This window comes from Micromonospora chersina, from assembly GCF_900091475.1.
GTDB classification, from domain to species: Bacteria; Actinomycetota; Actinomycetes; order Mycobacteriales; family Micromonosporaceae; genus Micromonospora; species Micromonospora chersina.
Genome location: NZ_FMIB01000002.1, coordinates 2,907,054 through 2,923,129 on the forward strand (window position 1 = coordinate 2,907,054; position 16,076 = coordinate 2,923,129).

15 protein-coding genes and 1 pseudogene are annotated in these 16,076 nt (G+C 74.9%); 7 read left to right on the plus strand and 9 right to left on the minus strand.

All coding sequences use genetic code 11. The annotated features are described in order from the left end of the window. Nucleotides 1-66: 66 nt before the first annotated feature. On the plus strand, nucleotides 67-300 hold the full coding sequence (locus GA0070603_RS13180; RefSeq protein WP_013284547.1) for an Lrp/AsnC ligand binding domain-containing protein: 234 nt from the start codon (nucleotides 67-69) through the stop codon (nucleotides 298-300). After that, on the plus strand, nucleotides 301-915 hold the full coding sequence (locus tag GA0070603_RS13185; protein WP_091312540.1) for a DUF3515 family protein: 615 nt from the start codon (nucleotides 301-303) through the stop codon (nucleotides 913-915). It begins immediately after the preceding gene. A gap of 31 nt (nucleotides 916-946) precedes the next feature. Here GA0070603_RS13185 and GA0070603_RS13190 read toward each other — a convergent pair whose 3' ends face one another. Together GA0070603_RS13190 and GA0070603_RS13195 are read right to left on the minus strand one after the other, a co-directional pair. Further along, the gene (locus tag GA0070603_RS13190; RefSeq protein ID WP_091312543.1) at nucleotides 947-2,041 is read right to left on the minus strand and encodes a D-alanine--D-alanine ligase family protein; all 1,095 of its coding nucleotides are present in this window, start codon (nucleotides 2,039-2,041) and stop codon (nucleotides 947-949) included. A gap of 288 nt (nucleotides 2,042-2,329) precedes the next feature. Continuing rightward, nucleotides 2,330-2,560, minus strand: a complete 231-nt coding sequence (locus tag GA0070603_RS13195; RefSeq protein ID WP_091312547.1) for a hypothetical protein — start codon at nucleotides 2,558-2,560, stop codon at nucleotides 2,330-2,332. 268 nt (nucleotides 2,561-2,828) lie between these two features. Here GA0070603_RS13195 and GA0070603_RS13200 point away from each other — a divergent pair, with 268 nt between their 5' ends. Both GA0070603_RS13200 and GA0070603_RS13205 read left to right on the plus strand, forming a co-directional pair. Then, nucleotides 2,829-3,674 carry a helix-turn-helix domain-containing protein gene (locus GA0070603_RS13200; protein ID WP_091312549.1) on the plus strand — a complete coding sequence of 282 codons (846 nt, stop codon included), beginning with the start codon at nucleotides 2,829-2,831 and terminating at the stop codon, nucleotides 3,672-3,674. A 5-nt stretch (nucleotides 3,675-3,679) separates the two neighbouring features. After that, complete coding sequence (locus GA0070603_RS13205) at nucleotides 3,680-3,877, plus strand: DUF397 domain-containing protein (protein WP_091312553.1); 198 nt, start codon at nucleotides 3,680-3,682, stop codon at nucleotides 3,875-3,877. 22 nt (nucleotides 3,878-3,899) lie between these two features. On the opposite strand, the gene GA0070603_RS13210 is transcribed toward GA0070603_RS13205, so the two are convergent. From GA0070603_RS13210 to GA0070603_RS13230, 5 genes are all read right to left on the minus strand, one after another. Continuing rightward, nucleotides 3,900-4,952: an ROK family protein gene (locus tag GA0070603_RS13210; RefSeq protein ID WP_091321909.1), complete on the minus strand. Its 1,053-nt coding sequence runs from the start codon at nucleotides 4,950-4,952 to the stop codon at nucleotides 3,900-3,902. 113 nt (nucleotides 4,953-5,065) lie between these two features. Then, nucleotides 5,066-5,857 carry a putative protein N(5)-glutamine methyltransferase gene (locus GA0070603_RS13215; protein ID WP_091312557.1) on the minus strand — a complete coding sequence of 264 codons (792 nt, stop codon included), beginning with the start codon at nucleotides 5,855-5,857 and terminating at the stop codon, nucleotides 5,066-5,068. Between the two features lie 171 nt (nucleotides 5,858-6,028). Beyond that, nucleotides 6,029-7,141: a cystathionine gamma-lyase gene (locus GA0070603_RS13220; protein ID WP_091321911.1), complete on the minus strand. Its 1,113-nt coding sequence runs from the start codon at nucleotides 7,139-7,141 to the stop codon at nucleotides 6,029-6,031. A 7-nt stretch (nucleotides 7,142-7,148) separates the two neighbouring features. Beyond that, entirely contained in the window at nucleotides 7,149-8,156 is a 1,008-nt protein-coding gene (locus tag GA0070603_RS13225) for an NAD(P)H-dependent glycerol-3-phosphate dehydrogenase (RefSeq protein ID WP_091312560.1), read from the minus strand. Then, a complete protein-coding gene (locus tag GA0070603_RS13230) occupies nucleotides 8,153-8,878 on the minus strand; it encodes a lysophospholipid acyltransferase family protein (RefSeq protein WP_091312564.1) in 726 nt (241 codons plus the stop codon). Before GA0070603_RS13230 ends, GA0070603_RS13225 begins: the two co-directional genes overlap by 4 nt. A gap of 111 nt (nucleotides 8,879-8,989) precedes the next feature. Between GA0070603_RS13230 and cofC the strand changes: the two are divergent. The 3 genes and pseudogenes from cofC to GA0070603_RS13245 all read left to right on the plus strand — a co-directional run. Then, a pseudogene (gene cofC, locus GA0070603_RS13235) lies at nucleotides 8,990-9,622 on the plus strand (2-phospho-L-lactate guanylyltransferase); the annotation flags it as partial. A gap of 264 nt (nucleotides 9,623-9,886) precedes the next feature. Continuing rightward, on the plus strand, nucleotides 9,887-12,175 hold the full coding sequence (locus tag GA0070603_RS13240) for an RNA degradosome polyphosphate kinase (RefSeq protein ID WP_208862873.1): 2,289 nt from the start codon (nucleotides 9,887-9,889) through the stop codon (nucleotides 12,173-12,175). Between the two features lie 40 nt (nucleotides 12,176-12,215). Next, nucleotides 12,216-13,097, plus strand: coding sequence for an NUDIX hydrolase (locus GA0070603_RS13245; protein ID WP_091312574.1), 882 nt, complete (start codon nucleotides 12,216-12,218; stop codon nucleotides 13,095-13,097). A 62-nt stretch (nucleotides 13,098-13,159) separates the two neighbouring features. Here GA0070603_RS13245 and GA0070603_RS13250 read toward each other — a convergent pair whose 3' ends face one another. Both GA0070603_RS13250 and GA0070603_RS13255 read right to left on the minus strand, forming a co-directional pair. Further along, nucleotides 13,160-15,208, minus strand: coding sequence for an endonuclease/exonuclease/phosphatase family protein (locus GA0070603_RS13250; RefSeq protein ID WP_091312577.1), 2,049 nt, complete (start codon nucleotides 15,206-15,208; stop codon nucleotides 13,160-13,162). Between the two features lie 133 nt (nucleotides 15,209-15,341). Further along, nucleotides 15,342-15,968, minus strand: coding sequence for an HU family DNA-binding protein (locus GA0070603_RS13255; protein WP_208862874.1), 627 nt, complete (start codon nucleotides 15,966-15,968; stop codon nucleotides 15,342-15,344). Nucleotides 15,969-16,076 lie beyond the last annotated feature (108 nt).

The window sequence follows — 16,076 nt, forward strand, 5'->3', positions numbered from 1 at the left end:
GGGCCGCTCCGTAGGGTAGTTTCACCCTTCGGGCCGCCCCAGGCGGCGACGGACGGAGGTCGAGTCGTGGTACAGGCGTACATCCTCATCCAGACGGAGGTCGGTCGGGCGCGTGACGTGGCCGGTCTGATCGCGGACCTTGCCGGCGTGGTGCGCGTCGACGCCGTCACCGGGCCCTACGACGTGGTCGTCCTCACCGAGGCGAACACCGTCGACGAGCTCGGCAAACTCATCGTCAGCAAGGTGCAGATGGTGCCCGGCATCACCCGCACCCTCACGTGTTCGGTGGTGCGGCTGTAAGTGGAAGAAGTCACGTCCTCCCCCGCTTCCGACGACTCCGGCCCGGCGCGTCGCGACAGGTCGAACCGCAGCGCGGCGCTCTGGGCGACGCTCGTCGCGGTGCCGGTCACCCTGGCCGTGGCCGGGTTCACCTTCGCGAAGCTCGCCCCCGACACCCCGGCCGCCGAGCCGAGCCCGTCGGCGAGCACCGTGCGGGCGCAGTCGACCACGCCTGTCGAGGTGCCCGCCCCGGCCCTGGCCGAGCGCCCGGCCACGGTGTGCCGCGCCCTGGTGTCGCAGCTCCCGGCGACCGTCCGTGACCTGGCGCAGCGCCCGGTCACCGCGGGCGCCGAGCAGAACGCCGCGTACGGCGACCCGGCGCTCACCGTGGCCTGCGGCGGCACGCCGCCGGTGGTGCAGCCCACCGACGAGGTCTGGTCGGTGAACAAGGTCTGCTGGCACGCCGTGCAGGAGGCGGACGCCACCGTGCTGACCACCGTCGACCGGGAGACCCCGGTGCGGGTACGCGTCCCGAAGCGGTACGAGCAGCCGCTCCAGTGGGTGACGCCGATCTCCGACGCGGTGGTCGCCTCGGTGCCGGCCGCGAAGACCGCCCCCTCGGGCTGCTCCGCCTGACCGTCGCCGGCCGGTCGCGACGCCCCGGCGTTCAGCGGCCGGCGCGGCGCAGGGCCGTGCGGATGAGCCGGTTGACAAGCTTCGGATACTCCAGCCCGCTCGCCGCCCACATCCGGGGGAACATCGAGGTCGGGGTGAAGCCCGGCATGGTGTTGATCTCGTTGAGGTAGACGTCCAGCTCCGGGGTGACGAAGAAGTCGGCCCGGGCCAGGCCCGAGCAGTCCAGCGCGGTGAACGCGCGGGTCGCGTACTCCCGCACCTGCCGGGTCACCTGCTCAGGCAGGTTCGCCGGGATGTCGTACTCGCAGGCGTCGTCGATGTACTTGGCCTCGAAGTCGTACCAGTCGTGGCCGGAGACCACCCGCACCTCGGCCAGCACCGACGCCTCCGGGGCGCCGCCGGCCTCGCCCTCCAGCACGCCGCACTCGACCTCACGGCCGACGATCGCGCCCTCGACGAGCACCTTGGTGTCGATCTCCCGCGCGGTGGCGACCGCCGCGTCGAGCTGCGCCCAGTCGTCGACCTTGGTGATGCCGAACGAGGAACCGGCCCGGGACGGCTTCACGAAGACCGGCAGCCCGAGGCGCTCCTTGTCCTCCTCGGCCAGCGTCATTCCGGCGCGCAGCACCACGTACGGGCCGACCGGGATGCCCTCGGCGGCGCAGAGCTTCTTGGTGAACTCCTTGTCCATGGCGGCCGCCGAGGCGAAGACGTTCGCCCCGACGTACGGGATGTCGGCCATCTCCAGCATCCCCTGGATGGTGCCGTCCTCGCCGTACGCGCCGTGCAGCACCGGGAAGACCACGTCCACGTCGGCAAGCGCCACCGGGCCCTGGGTCGGGTCGAGCACCATGAGGCCGCCCACCGCCGGGTCGGCGCGCAGCACCAGCTCGGCGCCGGAGCCGGCGGTGATCTCCGGCAGCTTGCGGTCGGCGATGGCGAGCTGGCCCGGGTCGCCACTGGCCAGCACCCACTGGCCCTGCCGGGTGATGCCGACCGGCACGACCTCGAACTCGTCGGGGTCGAGGGCGGCCAGCACGCTGCCGGCGCTCACGCAGGAGATGCCGTGCTCCGGGCTGCGGCCGCCGAAGACGATCGCCACGCGGGTCTTGCCTGGGGTGGTCACTGGAGTCACCTCTTCGTTCGCGACTGCGGCTGGCCGTGCTCGCCGGTGGCGCTCACCCGCTGACCTTACTGTGCGTGGCGAGCGCCGGTAGCCGATACCCGGGGAGACGACGCAGCGGCCGACATCCGGTCAGTGACCCATATACGGGGAGTAACCGGGCGGCTGCGGAAGCGCAGAGGTGGATCGAGGTGGCGCGGCTGGGGGCGAGCCCGGGCGGCCGGTGGCGGGACCTGCCACCGGCCGCCCGGCTCCCCGCCCCCGTCACCGCGTCCCGGGGGCGGGCCCGGTTCAGTTCAGGTGGTCCGGGGTCCGCGGCCGGCGCCCGACCGCGATGACCTTGACCCGTTGCCGGCCGGCGCGGACCATGCCCAACGCCATGAAGGCGCCGGCGATCCGGTCCGCCGCCTCGCGGTTGTTCGCGCCGACGACCTGCCGGCGCCGCTCGGGGCTGGTGCGCTCGTTGCGCCAGATCCCGTCGAGGGGGCGCACGTCGGTGAGCACCACGAGGAACCGGGTCATCCCCGTCCACCCCCGGCCTGGCGGGCCGTCGCCGTCATCGCGTCTCCTCCCCGTCTGGCGTGCCGGTACGGGCACGCGGCGATCGGGTCGTGGGGGAGTAAAACCCGATCGCCGCGCGCCCCATCCCCTCCGGTCGCTCACCACCACCGTCGCCACGACAACCGGCGGTGAGGACGCCGTCACAGATTGACAGGTGGACACGCGTGAATGCAACTCTCATCGGATTTCTCTCATGCCCGTTCTCCCGTTGATGTGCGACCATCGATGCATGGCGCCGAAGACCGCCCGGGCCCGACGGCTCGGCATCGCCCTGCGGACCCACCGGGAGGCCGCCGGCCTCACCCTGGAGTCCGCGGCCGACGAGATCAACAGCACCCGCAGCACGCTGTCCCGCTACGAGAACGCGCAGACGCTTGTCAACCCGGCCACCGTGCGGGCGCTGCTCACCCTCTACGGGGTGGGCTCCGACGAGATCGCCGCGGCGGTCCAGCTCGCCAAGGACGCCCGCAAGCCCGGCTGGTGGGTGTCCTACTCGTACCTGCTGGACCGCCGCACTATCGACTTCATCGCGCTGGAGGCCGAGGCGACCGGGATCGCCAACTTCGAGCCGTCGGTGGTGCCGGGCCTGCTCCAGACCGCGGACTACATCCGCGGGGTCATGCGCGGCGGCCCGCACACGCTCAGCGACGAGCAGGTGGAGCAGCGGGTCAAGCTGCGGCTCGACCGCCAGCAACGACTCACGGGTGACGATCCGCCGATCCTCGACGCCATCATCGACGAGGGGGCGTTACTGCGCCCGGTCGGCGACCGGACGGTGATGGGAGGTCAGCTGCAGCACCTGTTGAAGATGGCCGAGCTGCCCAACATCACCGTGCAGGTGATCCCCCTGGCCGCCGGCTACCACCGGGGGACGCGGGGGTCGCTGCACATCCTGGAGTTCGCGGATCCGGAGGACCCGATCATCGCCTCGGTGGAGACGGTCGCCGGGCAGATGGTGCTGGACCGGCCGGGCGACCTGCGTACCTGCACCAAGATCATGGAGCACCTGCGGACCGTGGCGCTGAGCCCGGCGGCCAGCCGGGACGAGCTCCTCCGCCTGCTGAACGAGAGGTAGAAGCGATGAACGGCACGAACAGCGGCCCCGTGGCGACCGGTTGGCGCAAGAGCAGCCACAGCGGCGACGAGGGCGCGTGCGTCGAGATGGCCCTGCTGCCGGCGGCGGTCGCCGTCCGCGACTCCAAGGACCCGGCCGGCCCGGTGCTGGTCTTCCCCCCGGCCGCCTGGACCGCCTTCACCGGCGCCCCGCCGCGCCCCTGACCGGGCGCGGCGACGCCGCGGCTCAGCCTGCGACCAGCGGGGCGGCTGCGGCCCCGCCGCGGACCGCCTCCAGCGCCGCGACGGCCACCCCGCGCGCCCCGGCCATGTCCCGGTCCGGCACCAGGGCGAACGAGGCCACCGCGCGCTGCTCGGCGCGGAGCACGGTGTGCTCCCGCACGGTGGCCAGGAACCAGTCGCGGAACTCCGGCGCCGCCTCCACCACCCCGCCACCGACGAAGTACGCGTGCGGATCGGTGAAGTTGGCGGCGATGGTGAACAGCCGGCCCAACGCCATGGCCTGCTGGGTGAAGACCTCGCGAGCCAACGGATCGCCCCGCTCGCCGTAGCCGCGGACCAGCTTCGCCGCCCGGGCCGGCTCCTCGGCCGCGAGGGGATGCCCCGGGAACCGGCCCAGCCAGTACGGCAGCAGGTTGTTCACGATGGCGGTGAGCGAGGCGACGCTCTCCGCGTCACCCGCGAAACCGCAGGCGCAGACCGGCACCGGCTGGCCGGGCGCGAGCAGCCCGTCGAGCGGGATGTGCACGTGCCCGAACTCGCCCGCCATGCCGGCCGCGCCGCCGACCACCCGGCCGCCCTCCACCACGCCGCCACCGAGCCCGGTGCCGACGATCGCGGCGACCGAGGAACGCTCCATCGCGTCGGCGCCGAAGTGCACGTGGTGCGCGTAGAGGGCCGCCGCGTTGCCGTCGTTGGCGTAGACCACCGGCAGGCCGAGCCGGTGCTCCAGCGCGCCGCGCACGTCGTAGCCGCGCCAGGCCGGCTGGGAGAAGTTTGTCGAGCCGCGCGAGGAGATCACGCCGGTGGCGCTGGCCGGGCCGGGGGTGTCCAGCCCGACCGCCCGGACCAGTTCGCGGGGCACCCCGGTCAGCGCCAGCACGCCGTCCAGCGCCCGGGCCAGGGCCTCGATCGCCGCCTCCGGCCCGGCCTGCACCTCGCTCGGGGTCTCCACGAGCCCGTCCACCAGGAACCGGCCGTCGACGGTCAGCACGGTGGCGTTGTTGCTCGTGCCGCCGTTGTCCAGACCCACCACCACCGGCACACCCGCGCTGCCCACCGCCACCGCCTCCCACCGAGCCTTGATCCGAGGCTAGTGGGCGGTGCGGCGTCCCGCCACGGTCGCGCGTGACCCCGCCCGGTCCGGAACCGGGCGGTGCCAGGGTGCGCGGCTCAGCCGGGCCGGCGGGCGGTGACGGCGGTGGCCTCCAACTCGTCGTCACGCACCACGGTCGGGGTCAGGCCGACGTCGGCCAGCACCGCGCAGAGCGCCGCGGCCTGGCCGGCGCTCACCTCCACCGCCAGGTGACCGCCGGGGGCCAGCCACTCGGCCGCGCCGGCGGCCACCCGGCGCAGCACGGCCAGCCCGTCCACGCCGCCGTCCAGCGCCACCGGCGCCTCGTACAGCCGCGCCTCGGGCGGCAGCATCGCCACCGCCTCGCTCGGCACGTACGGCGCGTTCGCCACCACCAGGTCCAGCCGCCCCCGCCACCGCGAGGGGACGGGCGTGAACAGGTCGCCCTCGTAGACCGGGACGCCCAGCGGGTCGAGGTTGCGCCGGGCGCACGCCACGGCTGCCGGGTCGAGGTCGGCGGCGGCCAGCCAGCGGGGCGCCAGCCGGCCGTGCAGCACCAGCGCGGCGGCACCCGAGCCGCAGCAGAGGTCGAGCACGGCGGGCGCGGGACCGGCCACGGCCGCTGCGGCGGCGACCAGCAGGGCGGTCCGCCCGCGGGGCACGAACACCCCGGGGTCGACGGCGACCCGCAGGCCGCAGAACTCGGCCCAGCCGAGCAGGTGCTCCAGCGGCAGGCCGGCGACCCGGCGGTCGACCAGGTCGGCCAGCGCCTCGGCCGAGCCGGCGGCGGCGATCAGCAGCTCCGCCTCGTCCTCGGCGAAGACGCAGCCGGCGGCGCGCAGCCGACCGACGAGGGCCGGACGGTCGGGAGTGAACAGGGTGGGTGTCATGGCAGGCCTTTCGGGAACGCTCGTCGGCGCTCCCGGCGTCGCCTAACCCTGGGGCGACGCGGACTCGGAGGGAGCGCCGGTCCTCTGCTGGTGGATCGGTCTCACCTCCTCGGGTCGGGGCCCGCGCGGGCCGCTGCTGCCCGTCACCCTAGCGGAGCGGGCACGCCGGTGTCAGGCCGCGTCGAGCGCGGCGGTCACGTCGGCCACCAGGTCGGCGGTGTCCTCGATGCCGCAGGAGAGCCGGACGAAGCCGGGCGGGGTGTCGTCCCCCCACTGGGCCCGCCGGTCGGCGGTGGTGTGCAGCCCGCCGAACGAGGTCGCTGCCGCCACCAGGCGGGACGCGTCGAGGAACCGGGCCACCCGGTCCGCGTCGCCCAGGTCGAAGGAGAGCACGCCGGGCATCCGTCGCATCTGGACCGAGGCCACGGCGTGGGCCGGGTCGGTCGGCAGCCCGGGCCAGCGCACGCCGGTGACGTCCGTGCGGCCGGCGAGCAGCCGGGCCAGCGCCTCGGCGTTGGCGGTCTGCCGGCCCAGCCGCAGGTCCACGGTCGCCAGCGAGCGGTGGGCCAGCCAGCAGTCGAACGGCCCCGGCACGCCGCCGGTCGTCGTCCGCCAGGCGGTCACCGCGTCGAGCAGTTCGGCCGAGCGGGTCGCCACGTAGCCGAGCAGCAGGTCGGAGTGACCGGTGAGGGCCTTGGTGCCGGAGGCGACCACCACGTCGGCGCCGAGCTCCAGCGGGCGCTGCCCGAGCGGGGTGGCGGTGGTGTTGTCGACCGCCACGAGGGCACCGGCACCGTGCGCCGCGACCGCGAGCGCCGTCACGTCGGCCACGTCGAGGCCGGGGTTCGCCGGGGTCTCCAGCAGCACCAGCCGCACGCCCTCGAACGACGGGTACGGCCCCGCGGTCGGCACGAAGCCGACGCGCACCCCGATGCCCGCGAGGGTGTCGGTGGCGAAGGCCCGCACCGGGAAGTAGCCGTCGGCGGGGAGCAGCACGGTGTCCCCGGGGCGCAGCACGGCCAGCAGCAGCCCGGTGATGGCCGCCTGGCCGCTGGCGAAGACCCGGCAGTCGCCGCCCTCCAGCTCGCCGACGGCCGCCTCCAGCAGCCGCCGGGTGGGGTTGTCGGGCCGCCCGTACCCGTTGGGGCTGGCCTCCGGCCCCCGCCACGGGTCCAGGTGGTAGGGCGCCGCGAAGACCGGGCCGGGCAGGAAGGGCTGGCCGGGTTCCGGCGCGGGCAGCCCGGCGTGCACGCTGCGCGTGCCGTCACCCCACTCGTCGGTCATCGCCACCTCACTCGTACGACTCGGGCTTCGCGGTCCGGCTCATGAGGGCGTCCACGGCGAGCCGCGGGTCCATCCCCTCGTGGCAGATCCGCTCGATCTGCTCGGTGATCGGCATCTCCACACCGTGCGCCCGGGCCAGGTCACGGATGGCCAGGCAGCTCTTCACGCCCTCGGCGGTCTGCCGGGTGGCCGCCTGGGCCTGCTCCAGGGTCTCCCCCCGGCCCAGGTGCTCGCCGAAGGTGCGGTTGCGGGCCAGGGGCGACGAGCAGGAGGCGACCAGGTCGCCCATGCCGGCCAGCCCGGCGAAGGTGATCGGGTCGGCGCCCAGCGCCACGCCCAGCCGGGCGGTCTCGGCCAGGCCGCGGGTCATGAGCATGGCCCGGGTGTTGTCGCCGAAGCCCATGGCCGTGGCGATGCCGTACGACAGCGCGATCACGTTCTTCACCGCACCGCCCAGCTCGCAGCCGATCACGTCGTCGTTGGTGTACGGCCGGAAGTACGGCGTCCGGATCGACGACTGGACCAGCGCGGTCCGGCGGCTGTCGGTGCCGGCCACCACTGTCGCGGCCGGCTGCTCGGCGGCGATCTCCGGTGCCAGGTTGGGCCCGGAGACGACCACCACCCGGTCGGCCGGCACCCCGGCGGTCTCCATGATCACCTGGCTCATCCGCTTCGTGGTGCCCAGCTCGATGCCCTTCATGAGGGAGACCAGCGTGGCGTCGGCGTCCAGGTACGGGGTCCAGTCGGCGAGGTTGGCGCGCAGCGTCTGCGACGGCACGGACAGCACCACCACCTCGGCCCCGGCGATCGCCTCCTCGGCGTCACCGGTCGCGGTGACCCGGTCGGGCAGCCGCACGTCGGGCAGGTAGTCCGGGTTGTGCCGCCCGGTCCGGATGGCCTCGGCCACCGAGGCGCGCCGGGCCAGGATGGTCACGTCCCGGCCGGCGTCGGCGAGGATCTTGGCGAACGCGGTGCCCCACGAGCCCGCTCCCAGCACGGCGACGTGCCCGCTCATTCGGTCACCTCGGGCGTACGCGTCCGGGCCGGCCGCTCCCACAGCGGTGGTGGCGTGCCGCCGCGGATCTCGGCCACGAGGTCCCGGATCCGCAGCATGATCGTGTCGGTCATCTCCTCCAGGATCGCCCGGGTCGGCGTGGCGCCCGCAAACCGGCTCAGGTCGATCGGCGGCCCGGCGACAACCGTCACCGGCGTACGCGGGCGCAGCCCGATGCGGGCGGTCCGCGGGTCGAACATCTTCTCCGGGCCCACCATGGCGACCGGGATCACCGGGGCGCCGGTGGCCAGCGCCAGCCGGGCCGCGCCGGTCTTGCCCTTCATGGGCCACAGGTCCGGCTCCCGGGTGGTGGTCCCCTCCGGGTAGATCACCACCGCGCCGCCCTCGTTGAGCGCGGCGACCAGCTTGTCCAGCGACTTGACCGCCTCGACGCTGCCGCGCTCGACCGGGATCTGCTTGCAGCGGTGCAGGATCCACCCGATCACCGGCACCTTGAACACGCTGGCCTTGCCGAGGAACTGCGGCCAGCGCCCCGAGTCGTAGATGAAGTGCGCGGACACCAGCGGATCCGCGTGCGAGATGTGGTTGGGCACGATGATGATGCCGCCGTCGCGGCGCAGGTGTTCCATTCCCCGCCAGGTGCGCCGCGTCCAGACGGTCAACACCGGCTTCACCAGCACCACGGCGAACCGTGGCCAGAATCCCAGCCTCCGCGGTGCCACCCTGCCTCCTCGTTCCGCCCCATGCGCGCGCACGCCCCGGGACGAAATCATGCCTGCTCGCCCCCGGTCCGGCCAGTGAGGGTACCGCCGCCCGACTGGCAGGATTGTCACGTGCCTGAGCCGACCTGGACCGTGGTGGTGCCGGTGAAGCGCCTCGGGGTGGCGAAGAGCCGCCTGCGCGGCGCGCTGCCCGGCGTACCGCATGAGGAGCTGGCGCTGGCCCTGGCTGCCGACACGGTCGGCGCGGTGCGGGCCTGCCCGGCGGTGGCCCGGGTGCTCGTGGTGACCGACGACCCCCGGGTGGCGGCGCAGGCCACGGCGGCCGGCGCGGAGGTCGCGCCGGACCCGGCGGCCGGGCTGAACGCGGCCTTCCGGCACGGCGCGGCCGTGGCCGGCCCGCGCGCCCCGGTGGCCGGCCTGACCGCCGACCTGCCGGCGCTGCGCCCGGCCGAGCTCGCCGCGGCGCTGCGGGCCGTCCCCTCCGCCGGGGTACGCGGCTTCGTGGCCGACGCCCCGGGCAGCGGCACGGTCCTGCTCGCCGCGCCGCCCGGGGTGCCCCTGGCGCCCCGCTTCGGCCCCGGCTCGGCGGCGGCGCACGCGGCGAGCGGGGCGCTGCCGCTGGCCGGCGGCTGGCCCACCCTGCGCCGGGACGTGGACACCGCGGCCGACCTGGCCGCCGCCGCCCGGTTCGGCGCGGGCCCGCGCACCGCCGCGCTGCTGGCGCGGGCCGGCGACGACGTCGGGTACGGTGCTGGCATGCAGGGCACGGTGGCCACCTACGACGCGTCGACCCGCAGCGGGGTGCTGCTCCTCGACGACGGCACCGAGCTGGCCTTCCCGGCCCGCGCCTTCGACGCCTCCGGCCTGCGGCTGCTGCGGCTCGGGCAGCGGGTCCGCATCGAGCGGGACGCCGCCGGCGAGGTCGTCCGGGTGACATTGCCGACGATGGCGTGACCAACCTGCCCCGAGTTCATTTTCCGTTCACCGTTGTCGGGGAATCATGAGGTGGTGAGCACCCCTCGCGAGCACCACGACGGTCCCCGTAACCTCGTCGACCCCGGCGCGCCCCGCAACGGCGCGTCGACCCGCGGCGCCGACGGCCGGTTCCGCCGCGTCCGCCCGCCCGAGGAGAGCGTCAGCCCCGATCCCGCGGCGGCGGCCTCCGCCGGGCTGGAGGAGGCGCTGGACCCGGTCGAAGGGCCGGGCCCGCAGGCGGAGCCGCCCGCGGCCCTGCCGCTGCCCGAGGACCGGTTCTTCAACCGGGAGCTCTCCTGGCTCGACTTCAACGCCCGGGTGCTGGCGCTGGCCGAGGACCCCCGCACCCCGTTGCTGGAGCGGGCCAAGTTCCTGGCCATCTTCGCCAGCAACCTGGACGAGTTCTACATGGTGCGGGTGGCCGGGCTGAAGCGCCGGCTCTCCGCCGGCCTGCCGGTGCGCGGCGGCGACCGGCTGCCGCTGCGGACCCAGCTGGACCTGATCACCGAGAAGACCGCCGACCTGGTCTCCCGGCACGCCGCCTGCTTCGTCGACGACGTGCTGCCGAAGCTGGCCGAGGAGGACATCCGGATCCTGCGCTGGAGCGACCTCGACGACGCCGAGCGGGAACGGCTGCGCACCTGGTTCCGGGAGCACATCTTCCCGGTGCTCACCCCGCTCGCCGTGGACCCGGCGCACCCGTTCCCGTACATCTCGGGCCGGTCGCTGAACCTGGCCGTCTCGGTGCGCGACCCGGACGGCGGCTCCGAGCTGTTCGCCCGGGTGAAGGTGCCGAACAACGTGCCCCGGTTCGTGCGGGTGGCCCGCGACCAGCCCGGGGTGCGCTTCCTGCCGGTGGAGGACCTCATCTCGGTGCATCTCGGGCAGCTCTTCTCCGGCATGCAGGTGGTCGAGTGCCACCTGTTCCGGGTGACCCGCAACGCCGAGGTGGAGGTGGACGAGGACCGCGACGAGGACCTGCTCCAGGCCCTCGAACGGGAGCTGGCCCGGCGCCGGTTCGGCCCGCCGGTGCGGCTGGAGGTGGCCGCCTCCATCTCCGACCACATGCTGGAGCTGCTCGTCCGCGAGCTGGACATGGACGGCCACGACGTGCTCCGGGTCCGCGGCCTGCTCGACCTCTCCGCGCTCTGGCAGGTGTACGGCGAGGCCGACCGCCCGGATCTCAAGGACCCGCCGTTCGTGCCGGCCACCCACCCCCGGCTCGCCGAGGGCGAGGTGCCGCGCAGCGTCTTCGCGACCCTGCGGGACGGGGACGTGCTGGTGCACCACCCGTACCACTCGTTCGCGACGAGCGTGCAGCGCTTCATCGAGCAGGCCGCCGCCGACCCGAACGTGCTGGCCATCAAGCAGACGCTCTACCGCACCAGCGGCGACTCCCCCATCGTCGACGCGCTCGTCGACGCGGCTGCCGCCGGCAAGCAGGTGGTGGTGCTCGTCGAGCTGAAGGCGCGCTTCGACGAGGTGGCCAACATCGGCTGGGCGCGCACGCTGGAGCGGGCCGGCTGCCACGTGGTCTACGGCCTGGTGGGCCTGAAGACGCACTGCAAGACCGCCCTGGTGGTCCGCCAGGAGGGCAACCAGATCCGCCGCTACTGCCACATCGGCACCGGCAACTACCACCCGAAGACGGCCCGGCTCTACGAGGACTTCGGCATGCTCACCGCCGACCCGGAGATCGGCGCCGACCTCACCGACCTGTTCAACGTGCTCACCGGCTACAGCCGGCAGACCGCGTACCGGCGGCTGCTGGTGGCCCCGCAGGGCATCCGCAGCGGCCTGGTCGAGCGGATCGAGCGGGAGATCGAGCACGTCCGGCTCGGCATGCCGGGGCTCGTGCAGTTCAAGGTGAACGCGCTCGTCGACGAGGAGATCACCGACGCGCTCTACCGGGCGTCGCGGGCCGGGGTGCACGTGGACCTGCTGATCCGGGGCATGTGCACACTGCGGCCCGGGGTGCCGGGGCTGTCGGAGAACATCCGGGTCCGCTCGATCCTCGGCCGGTTCCTGGAGCACTCGCGCATCTTCCGGTTCGGCAACAACGGCGACGCGGAGTTCTGGATGGGCTCCGCCGACCTGATGCACCGCAACCTGGACCGCCGGGTGGAGGCGCTCGTGCAGGTGAGCGACCCGGTGGCCCGGGCCGAGCTGGACCACGTGCTGACCGCCGCGTTCAGCCCCGACGTGGACGCCTTCGAACTGGCCGCGGACGGCAGCTGGCAGCGGCGTACCGGCAGCGACGACACGCCGCTGACCCACCTCCAGGACCTGCTGCTGCACCGGGTCGGCGGGAGGGCGGGCTGAGCGGACCACGGCGCGCCGCGGGCGGGCATACGGTGAGCGGATGACGGACGACGAGCCGGTGCGGATCCGGGCGGCGGGCGGGGTCGTCTGGCGCCCGGTGGCCGGCGGCGTCGAGGTCTGCCTGGTCCACCGTCCCCGCTACGGCGACTGGTCGCTGCCGAAGGGCAAGCTGGACGCCGGCGAGCACCCGCTGCGGGCCGCCGTCCGCGAGGTCGCCGAGGAGACCGACGTCCGCGCCGTGCCGCAGGTACGCCTGCCCACCGCCCGCTACCGCAGCGAGGGCCGGCCCAAGGCGGTCGACTACTGGTCGATGCGGGCCGCCGCGCAGGGCGGTTTCCAGCCGGACACCGAGGTGGACGAGGTGGCCTGGTTCCCCGCCGACCGGGCCGTACGCCAGGTCAGCTACCCGCACGACGCCGAGGTGATCGCCGCGTTCGCGGCGCTGCCGCCCGTCACCGCCACCCTGCTGCTGGTCCGGCACGCGCACGCCGGCAAGCGGGGCACCTGGACCGGCCCGGACACCGGCCGGCCGCTGGACGCCGAGGGGTGGGCCCAGGCGCAGGCCCTCGCCGCTCTGGTGGCGCTGGTCCGCCCCACCCGCCTGGTCTCCGCCTCGGCCCGGCGCTGCGTGCAGACCCTCGACCCGGCGGCCGCCCTGCTGGACCTGCCCATCGAGGTGGTCGGCGACCTCGACGAGCCGCGGCCCGGCCAGCAGCCGGACGAGTGCGCCCTGGCCGCCGCGGCCCGGCTCAGCGCACTGGCCGCCGCCGGGGAAACGCTCGTGGTGTGCAGCCAGGGCAAGGTGATCCCGGGCGCGCTGGAACACCTGACCGGCACCGCGGAGGACTTCACCACCCCGAAGGGCGGCGGCTGGCTGCTCGCCTTCACCGGCGACCGGCTGCTCGCGGCCGACCGCCTGTAAGGAAGGGCCCCCTGTTAACGCCTGCGGTAGAGGAAGGGATCCCTCCTAACACCACACCGTGTTCAGGGCAGGGCGAGCGTTACCGCCACCGGGAGGTGGTCGCTCGCCGTGCCGCGCGGGGCCAGCGCCCCGGACGCGATGAGGCCCGCCGAGACGAGGACGTGGTCGATCTGGGTGCGCGGGTCGTCGGCCGGGCTGGTGCGCAAGGGTCGGGCCGCGGCGAGGGCGTCGACCAGGCCGGCCCGGGCGAACTCGGCGAAGGCCGGGTCGGCGGGCTCGGTGTTCAGGTCGCCGCCGAGCACCAGCGGGCGGCCGGCCGCGTACCGGGTGGCGAAGGCGGCGACCTCGCGGGCCTGGGCCGCCGGGTCCTGCCCCGGCGGCGGTTGCAGGTGGGTGGCGACCACCGCGAGGTCCCGGCCGCCGAGGTCGAGCGTGACACCGAGCGCCTGCGCCCCGGTCGGCGCGCCGTGCGCCGCGAGGGGCCGGGTCTCGCCGGCCCGCACCGGGAAGCGGCTCAGCACCGCGTCGCCCCACACCGGATCGGCGGCGGGCGCGAAGACGTACGGCATGCGGAGCCGCCCGGCGAGCAGCGCGAGGGTGTCGTGGCCGCCGTTGAGCAGCCAGCCCCGGTCCACCTCGCTGAGCAGCACCACGTCCGGCCGGCTGCCGTTCACCGCCCGGGCCAGCGCGTCGACGTCGAGCCGCCCGTCCAGCCCGAACCCCATCCGGATGTTGTACGCCACCACCCGTACCGCCGCGGGAGGGGTCGCGGGCGGGTGCGGGGCCGGCGCCGGCCGGTGGATCCCGCCGCCGACGGCGGTCAGCAGCATCGCGCCGAGGACCGTCCACGCCGGCACCGGCGTGCGGAACCGGCGTGCGGCGCCCGGCGGGGCGGCCACGGCCGCGGCGGCCACGGCGAGCGCCGCCAGCACCGGCACCCAACCGTTGGGGTACCCGAGGTCGTAGGCGGCGTAGTAGGCGACCGCGCCGACCGCGAAGCCCAGCATCCCGCCGACGACGGCGAACCCGCGCCGCCCGCCACCGTCCCCGCCGCCCGTGTGCGGCCCGGCCGGCTCGCCGGAACGGGCTGCGTCGTCCGGTCCGGTCACCACGCCGGCACCTGCGCCTGCGACGGAGCCGGAGGCCGTGGCGGTTCCCGCGACCGTCGCGCGGACGAGAGCCCTCCCGGAGCGGCGGTGCGCCAGCGCCTTCCCGGGGTCGGCGACGGTGTCGACGAGGGCGAGGCAGCCACCGAGGCCGGCGGCGCCCAGCAGGACCGCCGCCGCCAGCCAGCCGGCCCGGTCGGCGGCGAACAGCCCCGCGCCGGCCACCAGGGCCACCGGCCAGAGCAGCCGGGCCACCGGCCGGGGTGGCTGGACGAGCAGCGCCACCAGGAACAGGCCGATCGCCAACTCGGGGACCGCTGCGAGGTGGGCCGGTGGCAGTCCCAGGCCGGGCAGGTCCGCCGAGCCGTGCCAGTACGAGGCAGCGGCGTCCCACACGGCCGGCGCGAGCGCCAGCTGACCGGCCAGCAGCAGCACCGGCCCGACCAGCAGCCAGGCGAGCCGGCCCGCCGCACCGCTGTCCCGGAGCCCGGCCGCGGGACCGGCGGCCGACTGCGCGGCGAGGAAGGCGCCGGCCAGCAGGAGGCTCACCGCCCACCCGAGCACGCCGCCCCGCCAGACGAGGTCCTCGGTGCCGAGCAGGGCGTGCCCGACGGCGGCCCCGGCCAGGCCGAACGCCAGCCCCGGCGCCGGGCGGTCGACCGTCGCGGCGGTCGCGGCGAGCCAGACCAGGCCGGCGAGCAGGCCGGCGCAGGCCAGCCAGAGCTGCACCCGGCCGCCGGGCGCGGCGGTCAGGGCGAGCCGCGTGGCGGCCAGGAGGCCGGCCGCGGCCAGGCGTGTCCGGCGCGCACCGAGCCGGCGGACCAGGACCGGTGCGGCGAGGGCGAGCACGAACCAGCCGAGGGCGAAGGCGCCGAGGAGTTCGGCCGGCGTCTCGGCCGCCTGGCCGAAGATGGTGATGATCGACGGCAGCCACACCCGCAGCACGTCGAGCAGGACCCCGACGCCCAGGGCGAGCGCCACGGTGGGGAGGTGACGGTGGCGCACGGGCGCCCCCTCTTCTCGTGACCGACGGGGGTTTCGGCACGAGGATTCTGCGGGTCCGCGCGAGGGCCGGTCAACGCGTACCCACGAAAAGGGCGCCCACCGCGGACGGTGGGCGCCCTTTTCGGCCGTGCGGTCAGCGCCGGGTGGCCGCCTTCTTGGCCGGAGCCTTCTTCGCCGGCGCCTTCTTGGCGGCCGTGCTCTTGGCGGCCGTCGTCTTCTTGGCGGCCGTCGTCTTCTTCGCCGCGGTGGTCTTCTTGGCCGCGGTCGTCTTGGCCGCGGCCTTCTTCGCCGGCGCGGCCTTCTTGGTCGCGGCGGTCGTCTTCGTGGCCTTCGCCGCCGTGGTCTTCTTGGCGGCGCCCGCCGCCGTGGTCTTCTTCGCGGCGGTCGCCTTCGCGCCGGTCGCCTTGGCCCCGGTCGCCTTCGCGCCCGTGGTCTTCGCGGCGGCCGCGGCGGTCTTCCTGGCGGCGGCCGTGGCCTTCGGCAGCTTGCCGCTGGCCACCATCTCCTTGAAGCCCGCGCCCGCGCGGAAGGTCGGGACGGAGGTCTTCTTGACCTTCACCGCCTCGCCGGTCCGCGGGTTGCGCGCTGTTCGGGCGCCCCGGACGCGCTTTTCGAACGCTCCGAATCCGGTGATCGCCACCTTCTCGCCCTTGGTGACCGCCGCCTGGACCTCAGCGAGAACCGCGTCGAGAGCGGCCGTCGCCGTCTTCCGGTCCCCCAGGCGAACGGCGAGCGCCTCGATGAGCTCGGCCTTGTTCACGACTTCCTCCCGATTGTGCAACTGACTCGACGCGAGCCATTCTGCGCGCACGGTATGCCCTGTGCTGCCTGGACACAAACATTCGGTGGAAAAAAGCCCTTGTGTCGT

What these genes read in the sequence shown, in the direction of transcription:
- GA0070603_RS13195 (WP_091312547.1), bottom strand. Translation starts at nt 2,560, where the DNA reads ATGACCCGGTTCCTCGTGGTGCTCACCGACGTGCGCCCCCTCGACGGG.
- GA0070603_RS13200 (WP_091312549.1), top strand. Translation starts at nt 2,829, where the DNA reads ATGGCGCCGAAGACCGCCCGGGCCCGACGGCTCGGCATCGCCCTGCGG.
- GA0070603_RS13205 (WP_091312553.1), top strand. Translation starts at nt 3,680, where the DNA reads ATGAACGGCACGAACAGCGGCCCCGTGGCGACCGGTTGGCGCAAGAGC.
- GA0070603_RS13215 (WP_091312557.1), bottom strand. Translation starts at nt 5,857, where the DNA reads ATGACACCCACCCTGTTCACTCCCGACCGTCCGGCCCTCGTCGGTCGG.
- GA0070603_RS13220 (WP_091321911.1), bottom strand. Translation starts at nt 7,141, where the DNA reads ATGACCGACGAGTGGGGTGACGGCACGCGCAGCGTGCACGCCGGGCTG.
- GA0070603_RS13225 (WP_091312560.1), bottom strand. Translation starts at nt 8,156, where the DNA reads ATGAGCGGGCACGTCGCCGTGCTGGGAGCGGGCTCGTGGGGCACCGCG.
- GA0070603_RS13245 (WP_091312574.1), top strand. Translation starts at nt 12,216, where the DNA reads ATGACGGACGACGAGCCGGTGCGGATCCGGGCGGCGGGCGGGGTCGTC.